Annotated in this window: 17 protein-coding genes; 5 read left to right on the top strand and 12 right to left on the bottom strand. The window is 36.1% G+C overall.

Translation table 11 applies throughout. The annotated features are described in order from the left end of the window. Nucleotides 1-7: 7 nt before the first annotated feature. The 4 genes from LC457_RS15120 to LC457_RS15105 form a co-directional block, all read right to left on the bottom strand. Nucleotides 8-757: a siderophore-interacting protein gene (locus LC457_RS15120; RefSeq protein WP_223600626.1), complete on the bottom strand. Its 750-nt coding sequence runs from the start codon at nt 755-757 to the stop codon at nt 8-10. 2 nt (nt 758-759) lie between these two features. Beyond that, complete coding sequence (locus tag LC457_RS15115) at nt 760-1,935, bottom strand: MFS transporter (RefSeq protein ID WP_223600625.1); 1,176 nt, start codon at nt 1,933-1,935, stop codon at nt 760-762. Nucleotides 1,936-2,020: 85 nt separating this feature from the next. Then, the gene (locus tag LC457_RS15110) at nt 2,021-2,629 is read right to left on the bottom strand and encodes a hypothetical protein (protein ID WP_223600624.1); all 609 of its coding nucleotides are present in this window, start codon (nt 2,627-2,629) and stop codon (nt 2,021-2,023) included. A gap of 579 nt (nt 2,630-3,208) precedes the next feature. Beyond that, entirely contained in the window at nt 3,209-3,991 is a 783-nt protein-coding gene (locus tag LC457_RS15105) for an AraC family transcriptional regulator (protein WP_223600623.1), read from the bottom strand. Between the two features lie 71 nt (nt 3,992-4,062). Between LC457_RS15105 and LC457_RS15100 the strand changes: the two genes are divergently transcribed. Further along, nucleotides 4,063-5,268, top strand: a complete 1,206-nt coding sequence (locus tag LC457_RS15100; protein WP_223600622.1) for an MFS transporter — start codon at nt 4,063-4,065, stop codon at nt 5,266-5,268. A 5-nt stretch (nt 5,269-5,273) separates the two neighbouring features. Here LC457_RS15100 and LC457_RS15095 read toward each other — a convergent pair whose 3' ends face one another. Together LC457_RS15095 and LC457_RS15090 are read right to left on the bottom strand one after the other, a co-directional pair. After that, nucleotides 5,274-5,981: a DUF421 domain-containing protein gene (locus LC457_RS15095; protein WP_223600621.1), complete on the bottom strand. Its 708-nt coding sequence runs from the start codon at nt 5,979-5,981 to the stop codon at nt 5,274-5,276. A gap of 51 nt (nt 5,982-6,032) precedes the next feature. Further along, complete coding sequence (locus LC457_RS15090) at nt 6,033-6,797, bottom strand: MBL fold metallo-hydrolase (RefSeq protein ID WP_223600620.1); 765 nt, start codon at nt 6,795-6,797, stop codon at nt 6,033-6,035. A gap of 92 nt (nt 6,798-6,889) precedes the next feature. Here LC457_RS15090 and LC457_RS15085 point away from each other — a divergent pair, with 92 nt between their 5' ends. The 3 genes from LC457_RS15085 (at nt 6,890) to LC457_RS15075 (ending at nt 9,372) form a co-directional block, all read left to right on the top strand. Then, the gene (locus tag LC457_RS15085) at nt 6,890-7,204 is read left to right on the top strand and encodes a helix-turn-helix domain-containing protein (RefSeq protein WP_223600619.1); all 315 of its coding nucleotides are present in this window, start codon (nt 6,890-6,892) and stop codon (nt 7,202-7,204) included. Nucleotides 7,205-7,330: 126 nt separating this feature from the next. Next, the gene (locus LC457_RS15080; RefSeq protein ID WP_223600618.1) at nt 7,331-8,782 is read left to right on the top strand and encodes a T9SS type A sorting domain-containing protein; all 1,452 of its coding nucleotides are present in this window, start codon (nt 7,331-7,333) and stop codon (nt 8,780-8,782) included. A 38-nt stretch (nt 8,783-8,820) separates the two neighbouring features. Beyond that, nucleotides 8,821-9,372 carry a hypothetical protein gene (locus tag LC457_RS15075; protein WP_223600617.1) on the top strand — a complete coding sequence of 184 codons (552 nt, stop codon included), beginning with the start codon at nt 8,821-8,823 and terminating at the stop codon, nt 9,370-9,372. 122 nt (nt 9,373-9,494) lie between these two features. On the opposite strand, the gene bioA is transcribed toward LC457_RS15075, so the two are convergent. From bioA to LC457_RS15050, 5 genes are all read right to left on the bottom strand, one after another. Continuing rightward, nucleotides 9,495-10,787 (bottom strand): adenosylmethionine--8-amino-7-oxononanoate transaminase, encoded by a 1,293-nt coding sequence (gene bioA, locus LC457_RS15070; protein ID WP_223600616.1) that lies wholly within the window; start codon nt 10,785-10,787, stop codon nt 9,495-9,497. Nucleotides 10,788-11,421: 634 nt separating this feature from the next. Continuing rightward, entirely contained in the window at nt 11,422-12,405 is a 984-nt protein-coding gene (gene bioB, locus LC457_RS15065; RefSeq protein ID WP_142716947.1) for a biotin synthase BioB, read from the bottom strand. Nucleotides 12,406-12,407: 2 nt separating this feature from the next. Continuing rightward, a complete protein-coding gene (gene bioD, locus LC457_RS15060) occupies nt 12,408-13,019 on the bottom strand; it encodes a dethiobiotin synthase (protein ID WP_223600615.1) in 612 nt (203 codons plus the stop codon). Nucleotides 13,020-13,064: 45 nt separating this feature from the next. Beyond that, nucleotides 13,065-14,174 (bottom strand): pyridoxal phosphate-dependent aminotransferase family protein, encoded by a 1,110-nt coding sequence (locus tag LC457_RS15055; RefSeq protein ID WP_223600614.1) that lies wholly within the window; start codon nt 14,172-14,174, stop codon nt 13,065-13,067. Then, nucleotides 14,167-14,790, bottom strand: coding sequence for a hypothetical protein (locus LC457_RS15050; protein ID WP_223600613.1), 624 nt, complete (start codon nt 14,788-14,790; stop codon nt 14,167-14,169). The genes LC457_RS15055 and LC457_RS15050 overlap by 8 nt, the downstream gene beginning before the upstream one ends. Before the next feature lie 66 nt (nt 14,791-14,856). On the opposite strand from LC457_RS15050, the gene LC457_RS15045 reads away from it, so the two are divergent. Continuing rightward, nucleotides 14,857-16,347: a PLP-dependent aminotransferase family protein gene (locus tag LC457_RS15045; RefSeq protein ID WP_223600612.1), complete on the top strand. Its 1,491-nt coding sequence runs from the start codon at nt 14,857-14,859 to the stop codon at nt 16,345-16,347. Nucleotides 16,348-16,617: 270 nt separating this feature from the next. Here LC457_RS15045 and LC457_RS15040 read toward each other — a convergent pair whose 3' ends face one another. Beyond that, complete coding sequence (locus LC457_RS15040; RefSeq protein WP_223600611.1) at nt 16,618-17,805, bottom strand: PepSY domain-containing protein; 1,188 nt, start codon at nt 17,803-17,805, stop codon at nt 16,618-16,620.

The following is a 17,805-nucleotide window of genomic DNA, read 5'->3' as shown; positions in this document are numbered from 1 at the left end:
AAACGGTCTACATATTTTCTGCCTGTCCGGCTTTCCAGTACGAGCAGATATATAAACCATGAGGATCCCATTGCAGAGTTGTTTTAAAATAAATACGAAGTTCATGTACTGTTGCATATTCTGCAGCGATATACACATATTCTTTCAAAACTCCGGGTGGAAACTGAACCGATTTTACAGCTTCTGCGAGCGGGCTTCCCTCTTCCGGATGAGGATTATGAAGCCATTCAACGGATATATCTGCTGCGGAACACAGAATAAGTTCATCTTCCTTGCCTGCCACCTCTAATAGTATTTTTGCTGATACATAAGGAGGAAACTGTTCTGCAATGGCACAAATAACGGGTAATGCTGTTGCATCTCCAGCCAGCAGATAAAAATCGGCATCAGGAATCAGAGGTCTTGTACTTTCTTTCATTCCTATTTCCAATGAATCACCAGAATTTGCTTGCAATGCCCAGGCAGAAGCAGGTCCGTTATCACCATGGGCAACGAAATCTACACTTAATTCCCGGTTTTCCAGATCAATTTTTCTGTTGGTATATGTTCTTATTAAAGGAGCGCTTCCCTCTTCAGCCGGAATAAAGATTTTATTATTAGAACCGGAGCGTACATTAGTCAGCATTTTAACCTGATTTTCATTGATTTCAAATACTACACGGATAAGATGTGGAGTAAGATAATGTTTATTTTTAACGATAAATACAGAACGTATTTTTTTTGTTTTTTCTGCTTGACTGATTATAGAATTTGCCATTTTTATTTTTTATTACATAGTAGAATAACCATAGACACAACACAGCTGATTCCCCCGAAAAGGTACACTGCCTGATAATCAAACCAGCCTGCAATCAGTCCGGCAATAGGTCCTGCCAATCCTAATGAAAGATCAACAAAAGCAACATATGCCCCCAAGGCTGTTCCTCTCATTTGTGGTTTTACTTTTTGAATGGCAAGAACTCCCAAAGCTGGAAAAACCAATGAAAATCCAACCCCTGTTAATCCACATCCGATAATGGCCAGTGTTTTGGACGCAGACATCCAGATCAGCAGCTGTCCTGCCACTTCGATGATCAGAGAAATGAAAGCAATCTTAAAACCTCCGTATTTATCCGGAAATGAAGCAAAGAAAACCCTGGTAAGAGCGTAACATATTCCGAAAACCATAAAGGCAAGTGAAGCGTCACCCCAATTCTTTTGTGAAAAAAATAAAGCAATAAAAGAGGCGATACATCCAAATGCCATTGATGAAAAAGCAAGACTCAGTCCTTGGCCTGATATTGCACCGATTACTTTGTAAAAAGGTGTTCGCACATGGTCTTTATCTACAGGAATAGAAGGAAGTTTTGCGGTAGAAAGCCAGCTTACAAGCGGAAGTAAGGCTATAAGGATAAAAGCAGGAAGAATATTGTATTCTTTACTCAACCAGATACTCACAGGAGCTCCGATTGCGATTCCCGCATACATAGCAATACCGTTCCAGGTCATTACTTTTCCGGAGTTAGAATGTCCTACAAGCCCTATTCCCCATGTTAATGCTCCCGTAACCAGAAAGCTTTCACCAACACCATGGATGATTCTTGCTAGTAAAAGAAAGATAAGCGCCGTTAGCGGATGAGCCTGAAATAGTACCGCAAGTACATAAACAATCCCGGCAATAACCGCTAATATCACACCGGACATTTTACTTTTCTTAGCTCCTCTGGTATCTGTAATTTTGCCGGAATAAGCGCGGGTCAAAAGTGTTGACAACGACTGGAGGCCAATAACAAGCCCCACAATAATGCTGTCAAAGCCTAATGTGTTCTGGACAAATCCGGGAAGTACTCCCAGAGCAATTCCTATCGTAAGATAAACCCCAAACACCGAAATGATAATGGGAGCAGTCACCTGAAAGAAATTAATAGTCTGTCCTTTTTCTAATGTTGTACTCATAAATTTTGTTTAAAATATTCGGGTGCAAAGGTCCCTGTACAACAAATACTAAACTTTGATCTAGATCAAAAAAGGCAGAAAATAGCTATTCAAAATCCAATAACCCGTCGCTGAGCTGTTTCCACTGTATTTTAGCAGCTCCCATCATTCCTCCGGCAGCGATAGTAAGATTCCTGATAACATCAAAGAATTTGGCATTCAGATTAGGTCTTTCATTTCGTCCATACACTGCGGCTTTTAAATGAGCAGGACTTTTTGATATCATGAAAGTAGAGGTTGATCCGGAACTGTAAAAATGAGCAATATGGCGGTTTTTTTTATCTTCTGGATTTCTGGATGGTCTGCAGGTCATTGTTATACTTTCAGCAAAGCTGTTCTCATAAAAACAGATATCTGTAATCTCTACCCAATCATATCCTTTGGCCTCAGATTCTCCCGGCCCCGGAATATCAATCCTGATAAAATCTCCTTTCTGTGGTTCACGATCCACGGGACGGCCATTGAAATCGTAAAGTTTAAATGCTGCAAATGCTTCTCCACAATAACTTTGCCACTTATTGACTGAAAAAAAACGCTCTTTTAATGTTTCAAATTTCAACGCCATAGAGTCCTGATCAAATAATTTTCTGGTTTCCGTATCATGGAAACCTCCGAATTTTTGTTTAGGAACTCCTTTAAATTTTTTGGGACTCATGCAATATGTTTTGGAGAAATTACTGTAAAAAATCTATAGAATTTTATGAGTAGAGTCACAAAAAAGTTAAACATATGTTTGAAAAATATACTAAAGAAGCTTTGCTTTTATAATAATTCACTTTTTGCAACTTTTCAATTTGGGTTAAAAAACGGCATACAATTCATCAGGATGCGAATTATATTTAACAGGATATGTTTTTTGCATAAAGAATTTCGGAATCCTAAAGAAAACTAAAATCATTTAGAGAATAATTATTTTCACTTAAAATAGATATTTTTTAAAAAAAATGAGCTTATGATGTTTTGCATAACACGATTTTTGTTTATATTTGTGAATCGAAATAATTTTTTTTCATCATTTGTGTTTTTTTAAGGTCTCCATTCGTGGAGACCTTTTTGTTTTCAATAATATCATAATTGAATATTGACTGTGGAAGTGGAAAATAATGTAAAATGTGAATTATATCATTTTTCAAACAAGTCAATTGCTTTTATATAAATGAATATTCAAAGTTTTAAGATCTCAATAACTCTCTTTTCAGCTATATTTTGACCGCCTCTGCCGTGCTTTAAACGGCTATTGAATTGTTTTGATAAAATCTGTGGGTCTGAACTGCATAACAGAACAAAAACTTCTGGTATAGGCCTGTACACTTTTGTATCCTACTTCATAAGCAGTTTCTGAAATGGTAAGATGACCGGCGCTCAGAAACTCCAGACTTTTAATGATACGCAGCATCTGCTGGTATTTACTTAAGGTGAGCCCGGTTTCTTTTTTGAAAATACGTTCTAATGTACGGAAAGACAAAAGTGCAGTATCGCTGAGATCTTCCATTTTAATTTCATCCCGGTAGTGGTGATGAAGATGCTCAATAACTTTGGTAAGACGCTGATCTTTTGGAAGACTGATATGAAGAGTTAATGAATGCTCCACAAATCGTGGAAGTTCGTTGAACAATGCTTTCAGAAATAGGTTTTCATCATCATCTGAATTCATCTGCTTAGACCATTTTTCAGCATATTTTATCATTTCTTTTAAAACCGGGGGTACAGAAAACACATTGATTTCATGATAAAAAGGATTTTTTGTCCTGATATCAGCAAACATAATCATCAGTTTGATCTTTTCGGAATGTGAATTGGTTTTATGAACGGCGTTTGGTGGAATCCATACTGCATGATTTTGTGGGAGCAGGTAAATTTTTTCTTCAATAGTAATGTACTGAAAACCGCTTTCCACGTATACCAGCTGACCTTTCTGATGATGGTGAAGAACATCATCATGAACCCAGTTTTCTTCAAACCATACAAAATAAGGCTTCTTCAGATCATCAATATTTATGCTGTCGCTAGCGTTCATGTCGTTTTAGGTTAAAACTTTGGCAAAATTAAACAAAATTACTGTGCTAATTTTGTGGAAAAGTTTTTATTATGATGAAGAATGAAGTAAAAAAGAATGCTTCGTATGTTTTATTAATCATTAACGTTCTGGTAGTTATATTAATTTCCAGTAACCTCCGCTCACCGATTGTGGCCGTAGCTCCTGTATTGGGAGAAGTAAGAGATGCATTGAAACTGGATAATTTTCAGGTAAGTCTGCTTACCTCTATTCCACTGTTTATGTTTGCGGCTTGCTCTGTATTGGTCAGCAAATTTTCTAATAAGTTCGGAATCAGTAAACTTCTGATGTATTCCCTGATTATTTTAAGTTTTGGCTTATTTCTAAGAATCAGCGGATCTCTTTGGCTGTTATTTTTAGGATCTATATTCATTGGGTTAGGGATATGCATTGGAAACGTGGTCACTCCCGGATATGTTAAAAATAATTTCCCGAAGCAGATTGGTCTTATGACAGGTATTTTTGCCATATCCATGAATCTTACAGCAGCTTTGGCTTCTGGTTTTAGTGTGAAGATCGGGGAACTGACAGGGTTTGGATGGAAAGGTTCTCTGGGAATATGGCTGGTGATTGCGGCATTGGGTTTTCTTGTTTTAGCATTGGAATTTATCTTTAATAAAAGAAATCCAAATCTGCCGAAAACAGCACTCAGCACTTCTGATTTTAATATGTTCAGATCTGCTCAGGCATGGAATATCAGTATTTTTATGGGCCTGCAGTCTTTATTTTATTACTGTCTGGTGGCCTGGCTGCCTTCATTTCTTGCAGATTTTAATATGCAGGGAGAAAGTTCGGGATGGGTTTTCTTTGTGATTCAGATTACGATGATTCCTGTGACCTTCTGCTGCCCGATTATTGCCAGCAAGATGAAAGATCAGAGACTGATGATTCTTTTTATATGCACTCTGATGTTCGGAAGCACGATGATGTTTGTGTTCCTGAAATCTCAGTGGATTTATGTGAATGCCGTGATCATAGGGATTTCCAACGGTTTATCTTTCAGCTTATCTATTCTGTTTTTTTCTACGAGAACGAAAAGCAGTATCAATGCTGTTAAGATTTCCGGGATGGCGCAGTCTGTTGGATATCTGATTGCAGCATTTGGGCCTCCATTATTTGGAAAACTGCATGATTGGGATATTTCCTGGAACAGCTCATTTTATTTATTAAGTTTTGCAGTAATGCTGATGTTGTATTTTGGATTGAAGGCTGCGAGAAATAAATGTGTAGAGGATTAGTATAGTCAGGTTACACGTCTTTTATTGCTGGAAGCTACCCATTCTTCTTTTTGGCATCTTGGGCAGCTTCCGGCATTACCCGCTTTTTTAGGTTCTGTAAACCCACAGAATATACAAGAGTAATGCTTTTCCTCATGAATATATTTTAACGGATTATCTAATGAGCCTGGCATAATAGGAAGCCCGTATCTTACAGATTCACCTTCTAAAAAGAATACACTAATCTCTCCTGATATTTCTTCTATAGCCATTTCAATCTGCCCGAGTTGCGAAACTCCTTTTAATCTCAACTCTGCAAAGAATTCGTCACTCCCAAGATTTTCTTTTTGAAAGTTTTTAATTGAAAATTCGCCACTTTCTACCAGGCAGATGGATTTTCCTTCAACCAGATTTTCAAAATTTTTACTTTTTCCGATAAAATGGGTCACAATAGAATATAGGAGAATAATAACAATAAAAACAATAAGGGATGAAATAATTCCGACATCTTTATTAAACATAGGGTCTCCTGCTGCCGATCCCAGGCCGATAATAACTACCAACTCAAAGATTGAAAGCTGTTTTACACCTCTTTTTCCTAAAATTCTAAGTCCAATGATAATAGCCAGAAACATAATCATGGTACGAAGAATAATCTCTAAAAGAAATGACCATTCTTCGTGTCCCAATAATAATTCTTTCCAATCAAGATTTAAGAGAAAAACTGACAGCATACAAATTATTTATCAGGGAATATTCAAAAAATAAGCCATAACTTCTGTTGTTTATTTCAGGTTTACCTCTTCGCCATCTTTTAGTATGAAACATTGGTTTTCGTATCCTTTTTCAATTATTTTTTTCTGGATAAAATTCCGGTCTTCCTTACAATGGCTTACGGCTTCAAGATGAGTTACCCAAACAGTGGATTCCGGAGCGTAATCACAGACTTTTATAATGTCTTCACTGGTCATAATAATAGGATCTCCCACTGAAAAAGTAGCGGCTCCTCCTGCAACAATGATGTGCTGTGGCTGATGCTTATCAATTTCCTTTGCAATTTCATCATACCAGATGCTGTCACCTGCAATATAAACGGATTTATTATCTGCTTTAAAAACAAAACCATTCACAATTCCCATTTTTTCTCCAATCTCTCCGGTTCCATGCTGGCCTTTGGTTATAGATATTTCAGTGTTTCTCCATTGGAGTTTATTATTCACAACGAAAACGTTTGTAAAACCCTGTTCTGTAATTTGTTCTGAGATGACATCCGAACAGATTATTGGAATGTTTTTGTCCAGAAGTTCAATAGCTGCAGTGTCCCAGTGATCGGGATGAAGATGGGTAACGGCTACAGCATCTATTTTTTCCAGTTTTTGATTTAATTCTTCCTTGCTAAAAGGCAGGTCTACCAGAGGATTCAATAATTTGTTGTCTACCATTGGGAATTTACCGAGAGACCCTTTTTCTCCAAGCATTGGATCTACGAGGATGGAAATTCCATCAATATTCAACAGCAATGTTGCATTGCGCCATAATTGTAATTTCATTTTGACTAAGTTTGTACGGCAAAGCTATTGCTCAACCAGGATAAAACAATCGAAGGTTACCAAAAGGTTAACCATAAATATTCAACTGACTTATGAATTTTGAAGAATTTAAAAACTGTGGATTAAGACGGAGCCTGAATATCCTTTCAGGGAAATGGAAACCGCTGATTCTGCACAATCTTTTTGAGGAAGATAAAGTACGTTTTGTAGAACTTTGGCGAAGCATGCCACGGGTTTCCAAAAAAGTACTTGCTGAGCAGTTGAAACAGCTTGAAGAAGATCTTATCATTGAACGGATTGAAGTCTACAATTTTCCGCCTGAGGTATATTACAAATTAACCGATAATGGTCAAAAACTGGGACCAATTCTTTCTGAATTGCATTCATGGGGAAATGGACTGGTGTAAAACAAAAACCTGAACATCTTTTTACTTTTATAAAATTTTTATCATACATTTGAAAACACAACCTAAAAATTATATACTTACACAGGTTACATTATAACCTCAAAAATTTTTATTAAAAACCAAACAATGAAAAAACAATTATTATTTGTGCTTACTCTCGTGGCACAAGCTTCCTTTGCACAAATTATTTCCAAAGATCCTGCGTTTGCTTCAAACGGTATTTATACTCTTCCAGCAGGAAGCTCATATTTAGGAACGGGAAACACTTATTCAGGAGAATTAACTGCAGCAACAACTTCAGTATTTTATAAATCCTACAATACCAGCACCAACCAATTAATTATTTCTAAAGCGACAACTTACAGTGGTTCTTTAGATCTGACTTTTGGTACGAATGGTAAAATTGCCTTGAACTACGATAATGGTTCTCTTGTTGGAGTGATAAGACATACTGATGATAAATTAACTTTACTACTCAAACGATATGACTCTACAAACAGTACGTATTATTTGGATGTAGTTCGCTTACTTTCAAATGGACAATTAGACCCTTCATTCGGAAATGGAGGAATAAAGGCATTAGCCAATTTATCCGTTTCTTTTGAATTAACTAATCTTATACAACAGGGCAATAAAATTCTTGTTTCAGGAATTAGTATGGATTCTTTTGGACAAACCGACTCGAAAACTCATACTTTGAGATTAAATTCTGATGGTACATTAGACAATAGCTTTGGGAATAACGGAGAAATATTGACTTATCAACAGAATCCTTTTCAGAGTAATTATCTTCCTAATATCATTTTAGATAACCAGCTTAATCTTCTTTTTTTCGGAATTGACACAATAAAAAAATACACTTTTGACGGACAGTCTATGGCTAGTTTTGGTAATAATGGAGAAGTTTTGTTTAGTGGAGAACCTAGTATTATAAAAGTAGATTCTGCTGATAAAATTGTATATGCAAAAAATGATTTATCGGGGCAGACTCCACCTGTTTTAGGAAGACTTAATGCGGATGGTACACCAGATACCACATTCAATTATAATGGAATTGTTGGCCTTGAATTTCGGGATATCTATGAAAAAAACGGTTCTTATTATATTGCGGGCTATGCTGGACCGAATAGTAGTGGATATACTTATTATTATATCTCTAAGCTTGATCAGAATGGAGCTGTTGATCCTGCATTTGGAGAATATATAGAAAATGATCCTAATTTAATTTATCATAGCATTAATTCAATAAAGGTTTTTGATGATAATATCATTGTGAGCACTGATGGAGAAACATTCAATATTGTTAAATATTTTCTAAACGGCACTGCTACATTAGCAACAAAAGGAACGGTGAAAAACAATCCTGAAATTACTTTTGAAAGCCCCATAGAACACCATTTAATGTATCAATCAAAAGAAAAAATTGATAAAATAGAGATTTATTCGGTTGATGGAAGGCTATTAAAAACGGTAACAGAAAATAATTCTAATGTTTCCGAACTTTCTAAAGGCGTATATTTTGCAAAAACAATTTTTGAAAATGGAAGATTTTCTACAAAAAAACTAATTAAGAAGTAAGTATATTTACATTTAAAAAACTAATAACAATTCTATCAATGAAAAGAATCATCATTGTGATTTCCTTTGTATCAAGTACATGGGCAGCTGCTCAAATTACGCCTCCTCCTATTCAAAGATCTATACCAACATCTCGCGGGCTTACTATCAATTCAAGAAAAGGGACATTAATTGAGAAGAAAATTATTAATGTAGGTAAGTTTAAAAACCTGAATATTCAAAAAATTGCAACGAAAGTTGCTTCGGACAATTCATCAGAAACTTTTCTGGGGATGATGTATGAATATGAAACCTTTGATGAAATATCGAAAAAGACTCTTACGATTGATAAGAATGAACTAGGAAAGCTCATTCAGGCTCTTCAGACCGTGGAACAGAAAGAAAGTGAAAAAGCGAATCAGGAAACCAAATATAAGTTTGTCACCATGAATACTATTGAATTCGGAAGTGTTTACCGGGAGAAACTTTCATCCTGGGTCAATTATATAAAAATTCCGTCAAGCCACTATAATCAGAATTTGCTTGAATTCAGTAAAGAAGAATTGAAAGAATTGATTGGTATTTTAAAGAAAGCTGAACAAGAACTTTAAGGAATCTGCCAAGGCTAACTAGTAATTGCTTTAATTTTAAATTATTACCTATTAAAAACCTTATAGATTTTGAAATCTATAAGGTTTAAAAAAATTAAAAAATTATTACTTGAAGGGACCGTTTAATCTCTAAACTGATCCAGAACTTCCATAATATTCTGATATACAAAATCCAATTCTTCGGATGTAATGCAATAAGGTGGAACCAGATAGATTACATTTCCCAGCGGCCTCATAATAATCCCTCTCTGTAAGAATTCATTGTAAAGCTTCTTCCCTATTTCATTGAAATAAGAAGTACCATTCCCGGTTTTAAAATCGAAAGCTAAAATAGTCCCGATCTGACGAACCTTTTCTACATGAGGATGAAAAGCAAGTGCTTTTGCAAACTCTGAATGTTGATGAGTGATGCGGTTGATATTCATTTGAGTTTCGTTTGTCAAAAGTATTTCCATACTGGCGAGAGCGGCCGTACAGGCTAAAGGATTAGCTGTAAACGAATGCCCGTGAAATAAGGTTTTATAACGGTCATCCGACAGAAAAGCATTGTAAATTTCATTGGAACATGTAGTGATTCCCATGGGCATCGTACCTCCCGTTAAACCTTTTGAAAAGCACATGATGTCCGGTTTTTCTGTAAGATAATCTGCTGCGAAAAGTTTGCCTGTTCTTCCAAATCCTGTAAACACTTCATCCTGTACCATAAGAATACCTTCTTCCCGGCAGAATTTCATGAGCTGGCTAAGATCTTCAGCATCATATATCAGCATTCCAGCCGCGCCCTGAACCAATGGTTCATAGATAAAACAGGCCACTTCATCGGCTAATTCTTTAATCTGTGTATGTAAACTGTCCAGATTCTCAGCATTGGGTGTATCAATGAAAACAACTTCAAACAGCATGCTTTCAAAGGGTCTTGTCCAGAAACTTTTTTCACTTACAGACATTGCTCCGAAAGTATCTCCGTGATAAGCATTTTTAAAAGCTAAAATCTTTGTCTTCTTTTTTTCCTGATTGTACGCATATTGAATACACATTTTTAAAGCTACTTCAACTGCTGTGGAGCCATTATCAGAATAAAAAACTTTCTCCTGACCCGCCGGAAGCAGCTTCAATAAATTCTCTGAAAGTTGTACAGCAGGTTCATGTGTAAATCCGGCAAAAATAACTTGTTCCAAAGTATTCAGCTGTTCAAAAACACGCTGGGCAATATAAGGATGAGAATGCCCATGCAAAGTAACCCACCAAGATGAAACGACATCCATATATTTCTTTCCTTCGTTATCATAAAGATAAATTCCTTTTCCTTTTACAATAGGAATGGCATCATCAGCTGTTTTCATCTGCGTATAAGGATGCCAGTTGACAGCTTTATCTCTTTGTTGCAGGCTGATTTCTTTTGTTATTGTATTCATATTATAGATCTAAAAAGTAGAAATAAATGATAAATTGTTTAAGTTTTAGCGCAATGATCGCTAGGTTTTTCACTTTGCATGCTGTTGTTTTAAGTTCGCGAAGGCGTTTCACTAAGCAATTAGAAACATTCTGCATTGCTAAATAGAATGGCTTTACGAACGAAATATTTTTCAGAATAAAAAATCTTTCTTTGTGAACATTAGCGTTAAAAACTAATCATATATTGATGTGAAAATTGAAATGAGTGATGGAGATGGATTTAACAATAATTTAGTTGAATATATTGAAATGTTGGATTGTTCGCAAAGGCGCAAAGTTTTATCATAGATTGCGAAAATTTTAAGGCACAAGAAAATCAAAGATTTTCAGCAAGTGAGGTATCATAAATTTCCTTGTAGATTTTTTTTAATTTGCATAATCTGCAAGAGAATGAAAATTTGTACTTTTCAATTTTATCGGAGATAAAATCATTGCGCTTTAAAATATTATTTACCTTCAAAATCTTCGCGTTCTTGGGTTTTCCAACTCATATCCGATTACAGCAGTTTATAAAAATTCAAAAACCAATTTTATAATAAGCGCTATAATACCAATAATCCAGCTCATCACTCATAATTTATCATTCATAATTATCTAGCAACATGTTTCTTTTTTCATCATAGGTTTCAGTCCTAATGTCTGAAGCATCTGCATATCTTCAGAAACTCCTGGATTAGGTGTTACCAATAACGTTTCTCTTTCTCCTGTGAAAATAGAATTGGCCCCTGCCATAAAGCACCACGCCTGCTCTGTTTCCGACATTTCTATACGACCAGCACTTAATCTTACCATAGAAGAAGGCATTACAATTCTTGCGGTAGCAATCATTCTTACCATTTCCCAGGTATCTACTTTTTCATTGTCTTCTAAAGGTGTTCCTGCTACTCTCGCTAATGCATTGATAGGAACAGACTCCGGGTGTTTTGGCATTGTTGCTAATGTCAGAAGCATTGAAATTCTGTCTCTATGGGTTTCTCCAAGCCCGATAATTCCTCCGGAGCATACTGTGATTCCTGCTTTTCTTACGTTATTGATGGTATTGATTCTATTGTCAAATGTTCTGGTTGAAATAATCTCTTCATAATACTGTTCTGAAGTATCAAGGTTGTGATTATAGGCATATAATCCTGCTTCCTGCAATCTTAAAGCCTGTTCTTCTGTAAGCATTCCTAACGTACAGCAAACCTCTAAGCCGAGATCATTTACTCCTTTTACCATATCAATAACCCTGTCAAAATCGCGGTTGTTACGAACTTCACGCCATGCTGCTGCCATACAGAATCTTGAAGATCCGGAATCTTTTGCTTTTTGTGCGTGAGCAATTACAGTTTCTGTAGGCAATAAAGCCTGTACTTTAATATTGGTATGGTAACGGGCTGCCTGTCCACAATAGGAGCAGTCTTCAGGGCATCCTCCGGTTTTGATAGATAATAATGTGGAAATCTGTACCTCAGAAGGATCATGCCACTCACGGTGTACAGTAGCTGCTTTATAGATCAGCTCCATCAGAGGAAGGTGATAAATTTCCTCGATTTCTTCTTTCGTCCAGTTGTTTCTTAATGTTGTTTTAGTATCCATTATCATATTTTTGTTATTGTTAATTGCTTTGCAGCATTTTGTATTGATTCCTTATCGGTATGATTGATCTCTGGAATCCTTATAATTTTTGTTTCTTTTTCAATAAAACTGCAGATCACCCTTTCTGTATCTTCGGGAAAGTCTCCGTTAAGAATCAGGTACTCTAATTGTATCTCTCTTTGCTGTAATGCGATGATTGACAATAAGCTGTGATTGATGCAGCCTAAATAATTTCTGATCACCAATGCAGCTGGAAGGCTTAACCTTTCTATCAGATCAATCATAAAAGTAGTATCCGAAATGGGAACCATAAGACCTCCTGCTCCTTCTACAATTAATGATCTTTCTGTTTCAGGCAGTTGAAAATCATTCAGATTTATCGTAATATTCTCTTCTCTTGCCGACTGATGTGGAGATGCCGCCAGCTGTAAACGATGGGTTTCCGGATGACAAAATTCGATATCTGTCCATGCTTCAATTTTATGACTATCTGTGAAATGCAGGTCACCCGATTGTATAGGTTTCCAGTATTCTGTTTTAAAATGCTGAACCAAAACGGCTGAACAGATTGTTTTTCCTATTTCGGTTCCTATTCCTGTTATAAATAATTTCATTTTTTGAGATTCGGGATTCGTGTTGCGGGGTTTGAAAACTATACTTTAAATAAATTCTTTAATAATCTCAGTCAGTTTCACAATTTCTTCTTCTGTATTAAAGCTGTGAAGGCATATCCGTAATCTTTCACTTCCTTCTTTTACGGTAGGGCTGTAGATGGCGTAGGTTAAAAATCCTTCTTCAGATAAAGTTTGTTGTAATTCCTTCAGTTTTTGATTGTCGGGGATTACAATAGCCTGAACCGGGCTTGTTTCTGCCGATGGAGAATATAAATTTTGATTTTGGAAAATTCTGATATTATTCTGAAGTTTTTTAGTCAGCTCCAGATTTTGATCCAGAAATTCATATCCTGTTTTTATACTCATCCACTGGAAATCCTGTGCTGATGTGGTATAAATGAAAGGACTTGCAAAATTGATCAGGTAAGATTTCACCGTTTCATTACAGAGAATTGCCGCTCCATGGGCTCCAAGAGCTTTTCCATAGGTCACAACTGCTGCCGAAACATGATTTTGTAATTGATATTTTTCAATCAATCCATATCCAAAAACACCGAAAGCGTGGGCTTCATCTACAATCAAAGAAGCTTTGTATTTACTTGCAATTGAAGTAATTTCCTGAATAGGAGCAAAATCTCCTTCCATTGAATAAAGACTTTCTATCGCGATATAACAATGATCTTCCTGTCTTTTTAAAATATCTTCAAGATCTTCAAGATCATTATGCCTGAACTTTAGTTTTTTAGCATTCGACAGTTTACAGGCATCATGTACTGAACGATGAATCTGTTCGTCCACAATAACTACATCATGACGGCTGGGAAGTGTGGAAAACAAGGCCAGATTGGCATTATATCCGGACGGAAAAAGTAATGCAGATTCAAACTGATGTTTCTGTGCAATTTCATTTTCAACAGAAACTGCAATTTGACTATTCCCGCTGATTAACCTTGAGCCTGTACTTCCGGAAAGCAGCTGAGGATTATCCATAATCTTTTGCAGTAGCAAATATTGGAGTTCTGTACTTTTTGCAAATCCAAGATAGTCATTGGAATAAAAATCGGTTCCATCAGATTTAAGCCGCAAACGCCTTAATGTTCCCTCCTCTTTTCTTTTGTCAAGAGATTCCTGAAAACGAGAGCTGTTGCTAAGCATAATTCAACTGAGCAATTTCCCGGGTAACAGCATTGATCCATTCTTCATGCAATTCTTTTTCTATGGTTAAAATATGTTCTGCATGATGCTTCCAGTCTTGAGCAAATTCATTGAGCTGATGAATCATTTCTTCTAGGTGTCCTTCTTCTTCAAGGATAATAGATTTTACCATAATTTTAGAAGAAGCTTCGGTAAGTGCCTCCTGATAAACCGGATAAAGTTCGTCAGCTCGTACCTCAATCACATAGGTTACAAAAAGATAGGCAGCATATTTAATATCTGTTTTATCAAGGTTGAAAGCTTTCTGAAGATAACGGCAGGCTTTTATATCCAATGAGTGAAGATATTGGCTAGTTGCAATTGGCGCCAGAAGTTCTGTACTTTCGTAGGTTTTACAAAGCTCAGGATTTATTTTCCCGATTTGTTTCTTTAAATAATAAGCGTGGCGGTGCTCTTCAGCAGCGTGTTTCAGCTGGATCTGAGAAACCAAAGTAGGATGTTCACATTTTGATATTTTTCTTGCACCGGCATTTTCCATAAAAGAAAGGGTGTTCAGCCATTTGGCATGGGTACTTCCTTCCTGTACAATTTTTTTTAACAGATGATGAAATTCCATAGATTTTTATTTTGATGTCAAAAGTAGTATATTGCCGGATGGTTACATGGTGCCAGTTTTGATATTATGGATAGTCCGGTTAAAATTCCTTACGATAGTTTTATAAAAATAGATAGAAAATCAGAGACTTCTATCTATCTGCAGATTGCCAATCAACTGATCAATGCGATTCAGAGAGGATTTTTACCTTTCGGAACCAAGCTTCCAGGGACAAGAACTTTCAGTGAAATGCTGGAAATCCACAGAAATACAGCAGTTGCGGTTTATGATGAATTATCGGCTCAGGGCTGGACAGAGAGCTTTCCCAACAAAGGAACATTTATCATTGGAAAAGATCAGGAAAAACCTGTGAAATTGAATGATTTTAAGCAAAATAACCTTCAAAACTACCCTGTTTCTACTGGTTTTTCATTCAAAATGTCTAATATTCTTGATAATCCTTTTGAACATTCGGACTGTGAGTATGTCTTTAATGATGGGGTGCCGGATATCCGTTTAACCCAAATCGGACAACATTCAAGATTTTATAGCTCAATTTTGAAGCGTAAATCTAATCAGAAGGCTTTGGGACATTATAATCATGATGGAAGTGAATTTTTTAAAGAACATTTATCTCAATATCTGAATCTTTCCCGCGGGCTTCCTATTTCCAAGAATAATCTTCTCATCACCCGAAGTACGGAAATGAGTATTTATATTGTTTCAGAAATTCTTCTTTCTGCCGGTGACACTGTATTGGTGGGAGCTCTAAGCTATTTTTCCGTCAATATGATCTTTATGAAAGCGGGTGTTGACATTGTTTCGATTCCCATTGATGAAGAAGGAATTATGGTGGAAAGTGTAAGAGAAGCATGTAAAAAGCAGAAAATACGGATGCTTTATCTGACACCTCATCACCACTATCCTACTACCGTTGCTTTAAGTGCTCAGAGAAGGTTTGAGTTATTGGAATTAGCGAATGAATATGGATTTATTATCTTGGAAGATGATTATGATTACGAATTTCATTATGACAAAAGTCCTATTCTTCCTTTAGCCAGTGCTGATACGAATGGAATGGTAATCTATATTGGATCTTTCGGGAAATCGTTGGCGCCAGGATTCAGAACAGGATTTATCGTTGCTCCGGAGAATCTGATGACAGAAATGCGTAAATATCTGGGAATTATAGACCGCCAAGGAGATATTTTGATGGAAAGAGCGCTTGGAGAGATGATTGCAGAAGGGGAAATCAACCGTTATCTGAAAAAATCTTTAAAGGTATATCAGGAAAGACGTGATCATTTTTCTGCGTTACTGGAAGAGAATCTTGGGGATTTTATTACTTTTCAAAGACCTTCCGGAGGATTGGCCATATGGCTGGAATGGAATATACCGTTGAATCTGATGCAACTGAGCCGAAATTGTGCAAAAGATAATCTTTTCATTCCTAAAACATTGTTATATCAGAATAAAGGTCTTACTGCGATGCGTCTGGGATTTGGAGATCTCAATTTTGAAGAGATGAATAAAGGAATTGAGGTTTTTTCGAAGAATGTGAAAGGGTTGGTTGGGTGATTATTATAGTTTGCTTATTTTTTAGTTGGAAAACGCAAAGGCGCAAGTTAGATTATAACGTTTTGTTTTTAAGGCGCGAGGATTTTATCTCCGATAAAATTTGATACTTTATATTTTACTTTTGAAAAGAGAAAAGGCTATGTCAAAGGTCAAATGATTTGACTTTTGTCATTCTGACGAAGGAAGAATCTCAATAATATCCTTTATGAGATTCTTCACTACATTTCATTTCGCCCAGAATGACACTTTTGAGACAACTTCTTCTCTTTATTAATGATGATGAGGAAAAACTACTTTGTTTTTCTTATGTTTTGGTTTCTTCTTTTTCTTATTCAAATAGATAATAAAACCGGTAATCGGGAGTGATAGTGCGATAATGGCTGCCAGAAAATATATAATTCTGGTAGTCAGTCCCAGAATGCTTCCGGTGTGAAGATCATAATTTCTTTCTCTTAATGCGGTTCCATATCCGATATTTTTGTTTTTATAAGATTGAGATTTTAAAATATCTCCTGAATATTGATCAAAATTAAAATGTTCATTTCTATACTGCCTTCCGTCATAAGTAAGTTCAGCATAATAGGTTCCTTCTTCCGATCTAGGGAAATTGACAAGTGCTGATTTCTTATCTTTCAATCCTTTTTCCATGGTATTTCCGATGAGATTGAGAATATTTTCACGGTTTGAAAATTCCTCTGAAGGGATTATACTTTTGGCTTTCTTTTCTGTGGGAATATTTCCGTTCAGCGTATTCTTTACCCATTTGTCTACATCCTCAAAGCTCCATATCAATGCAGAATAAGAGATTAAGAGTAAAGGAATAATGGCATAGAATCCCAACACATTATGAGCGTCATAATTAATCCTTTTCCAATTGGCAGATGTTTTAATGAAAAACATTCCTTTCAGCATGGCTTTACTCATTTTTCGGGGATACCATATCACAAGCCCCGATAAAAGGATTACAGCTAATATCAATGTGGAATAACCGGTAATCGCTTTTCCGATTTTTTCACCCAGCAGAAGTCTTCTGTGAAGATCCAGTACAATTTCGAAGAAGTCTTTTTTTGCATCTTCTACTTCCTGTACTTTTCCGGTGTAAGGATCTACATAAATTCGATAATAATAAAGATAAGTCCCCCAATACGTCCATGCTTCATCGTTCATTTTTAAGGTACGGAATATATACGTTCGTGAGGGATCAGAAGGCATAATGACTCTTTTGACCTTTAAACCTTCCGGAAGTGCTCTTTCTGCTTTTTCCGTAAGCTCTGACAATGAAAGTTTGTTTCTTCCGATGTTTTCAACGTAATATCTGTTGGGATGAACAATATGTTTTAATTCTTCTTCAAAAGCCAGGATACATCCTGTAGCGGCCATGATAACAACTATAAGCCCGGACGTGAGTCCGAGCCATAGATGTAACTGATATGCAATTTTTCTAAACTTCAGCTTCAT

The organism is Chryseobacterium sp. GVT01B (genome assembly GCF_019970045.1).
GTDB lineage: Bacteria > Bacteroidota > Bacteroidia > Flavobacteriales > Weeksellaceae > Chryseobacterium.
This window is presented reverse-complemented; position numbering and strand designations above follow the sequence as displayed.

Excerpts from the sequence above, each read along its gene's own strand:
- LC457_RS15075 (WP_223600617.1), top strand. The coding sequence starts at position 8,821 with ATGAAAAGAATCATCATTGTGATTTCCTTTGTATCAAGTACATGGGCA.
- LC457_RS15115 (WP_223600625.1), bottom strand. The coding sequence starts at position 1,935 with ATGAGTACAACATTAGAAAAAGGACAGACTATTAATTTCTTTCAGGTG.
- LC457_RS15120 (WP_223600626.1), bottom strand. The coding sequence starts at position 757 with ATGGCAAATTCTATAATCAGTCAAGCAGAAAAAACAAAAAAAATACGT.
- LC457_RS15105 (WP_223600623.1), bottom strand. The coding sequence starts at position 3,991 with ATGAACGCTAGCGACAGCATAAATATTGATGATCTGAAGAAGCCTTAT.
- LC457_RS15050 (WP_223600613.1), bottom strand. The coding sequence starts at position 14,790 with ATGGAATTTCATCATCTGTTAAAAAAAATTGTACAGGAAGGAAGTACC.
- LC457_RS15055 (WP_223600614.1), bottom strand. The coding sequence starts at position 14,174 with ATGCTTAGCAACAGCTCTCGTTTTCAGGAATCTCTTGACAAAAGAAAA.
- LC457_RS15045 (WP_223600612.1), top strand. The coding sequence starts at position 14,857 with ATGGATAGTCCGGTTAAAATTCCTTACGATAGTTTTATAAAAATAGAT.
- bioB (WP_142716947.1), bottom strand. The coding sequence starts at position 12,405 with ATGGATACTAAAACAACATTAAGAAACAACTGGACGAAAGAAGAAATC.
- LC457_RS15090 (WP_223600620.1), bottom strand. The coding sequence starts at position 6,797 with ATGAAATTACAATTATGGCGCAATGCAACATTGCTGTTGAATATTGAT.
- LC457_RS15085 (WP_223600619.1), top strand. The coding sequence starts at position 6,890 with ATGAATTTTGAAGAATTTAAAAACTGTGGATTAAGACGGAGCCTGAAT.
- bioD (WP_223600615.1), bottom strand. The coding sequence starts at position 13,019 with ATGAAATTATTTATAACAGGAATAGGAACCGAAATAGGAAAAACAATC.
- bioA (WP_223600616.1), bottom strand. The coding sequence starts at position 10,787 with ATGAATACAATAACAAAAGAAATCAGCCTGCAACAAAGAGATAAAGCT.
- LC457_RS15080 (WP_223600618.1), top strand. The coding sequence starts at position 7,331 with ATGAAAAAACAATTATTATTTGTGCTTACTCTCGTGGCACAAGCTTCC.
- LC457_RS15095 (WP_223600621.1), bottom strand. The coding sequence starts at position 5,981 with ATGCTGTCAGTTTTTCTCTTAAATCTTGATTGGAAAGAATTATTATTG.
- LC457_RS15110 (WP_223600624.1), bottom strand. The coding sequence starts at position 2,629 with ATGAGTCCCAAAAAATTTAAAGGAGTTCCTAAACAAAAATTCGGAGGT.
- LC457_RS15040 (WP_223600611.1), bottom strand. The coding sequence starts at position 17,805 with ATGAAGCTGAAGTTTAGAAAAATTGCATATCAGTTACATCTATGGCTC.
- LC457_RS15100 (WP_223600622.1), top strand. The coding sequence starts at position 4,063 with ATGATGAAGAATGAAGTAAAAAAGAATGCTTCGTATGTTTTATTAATC.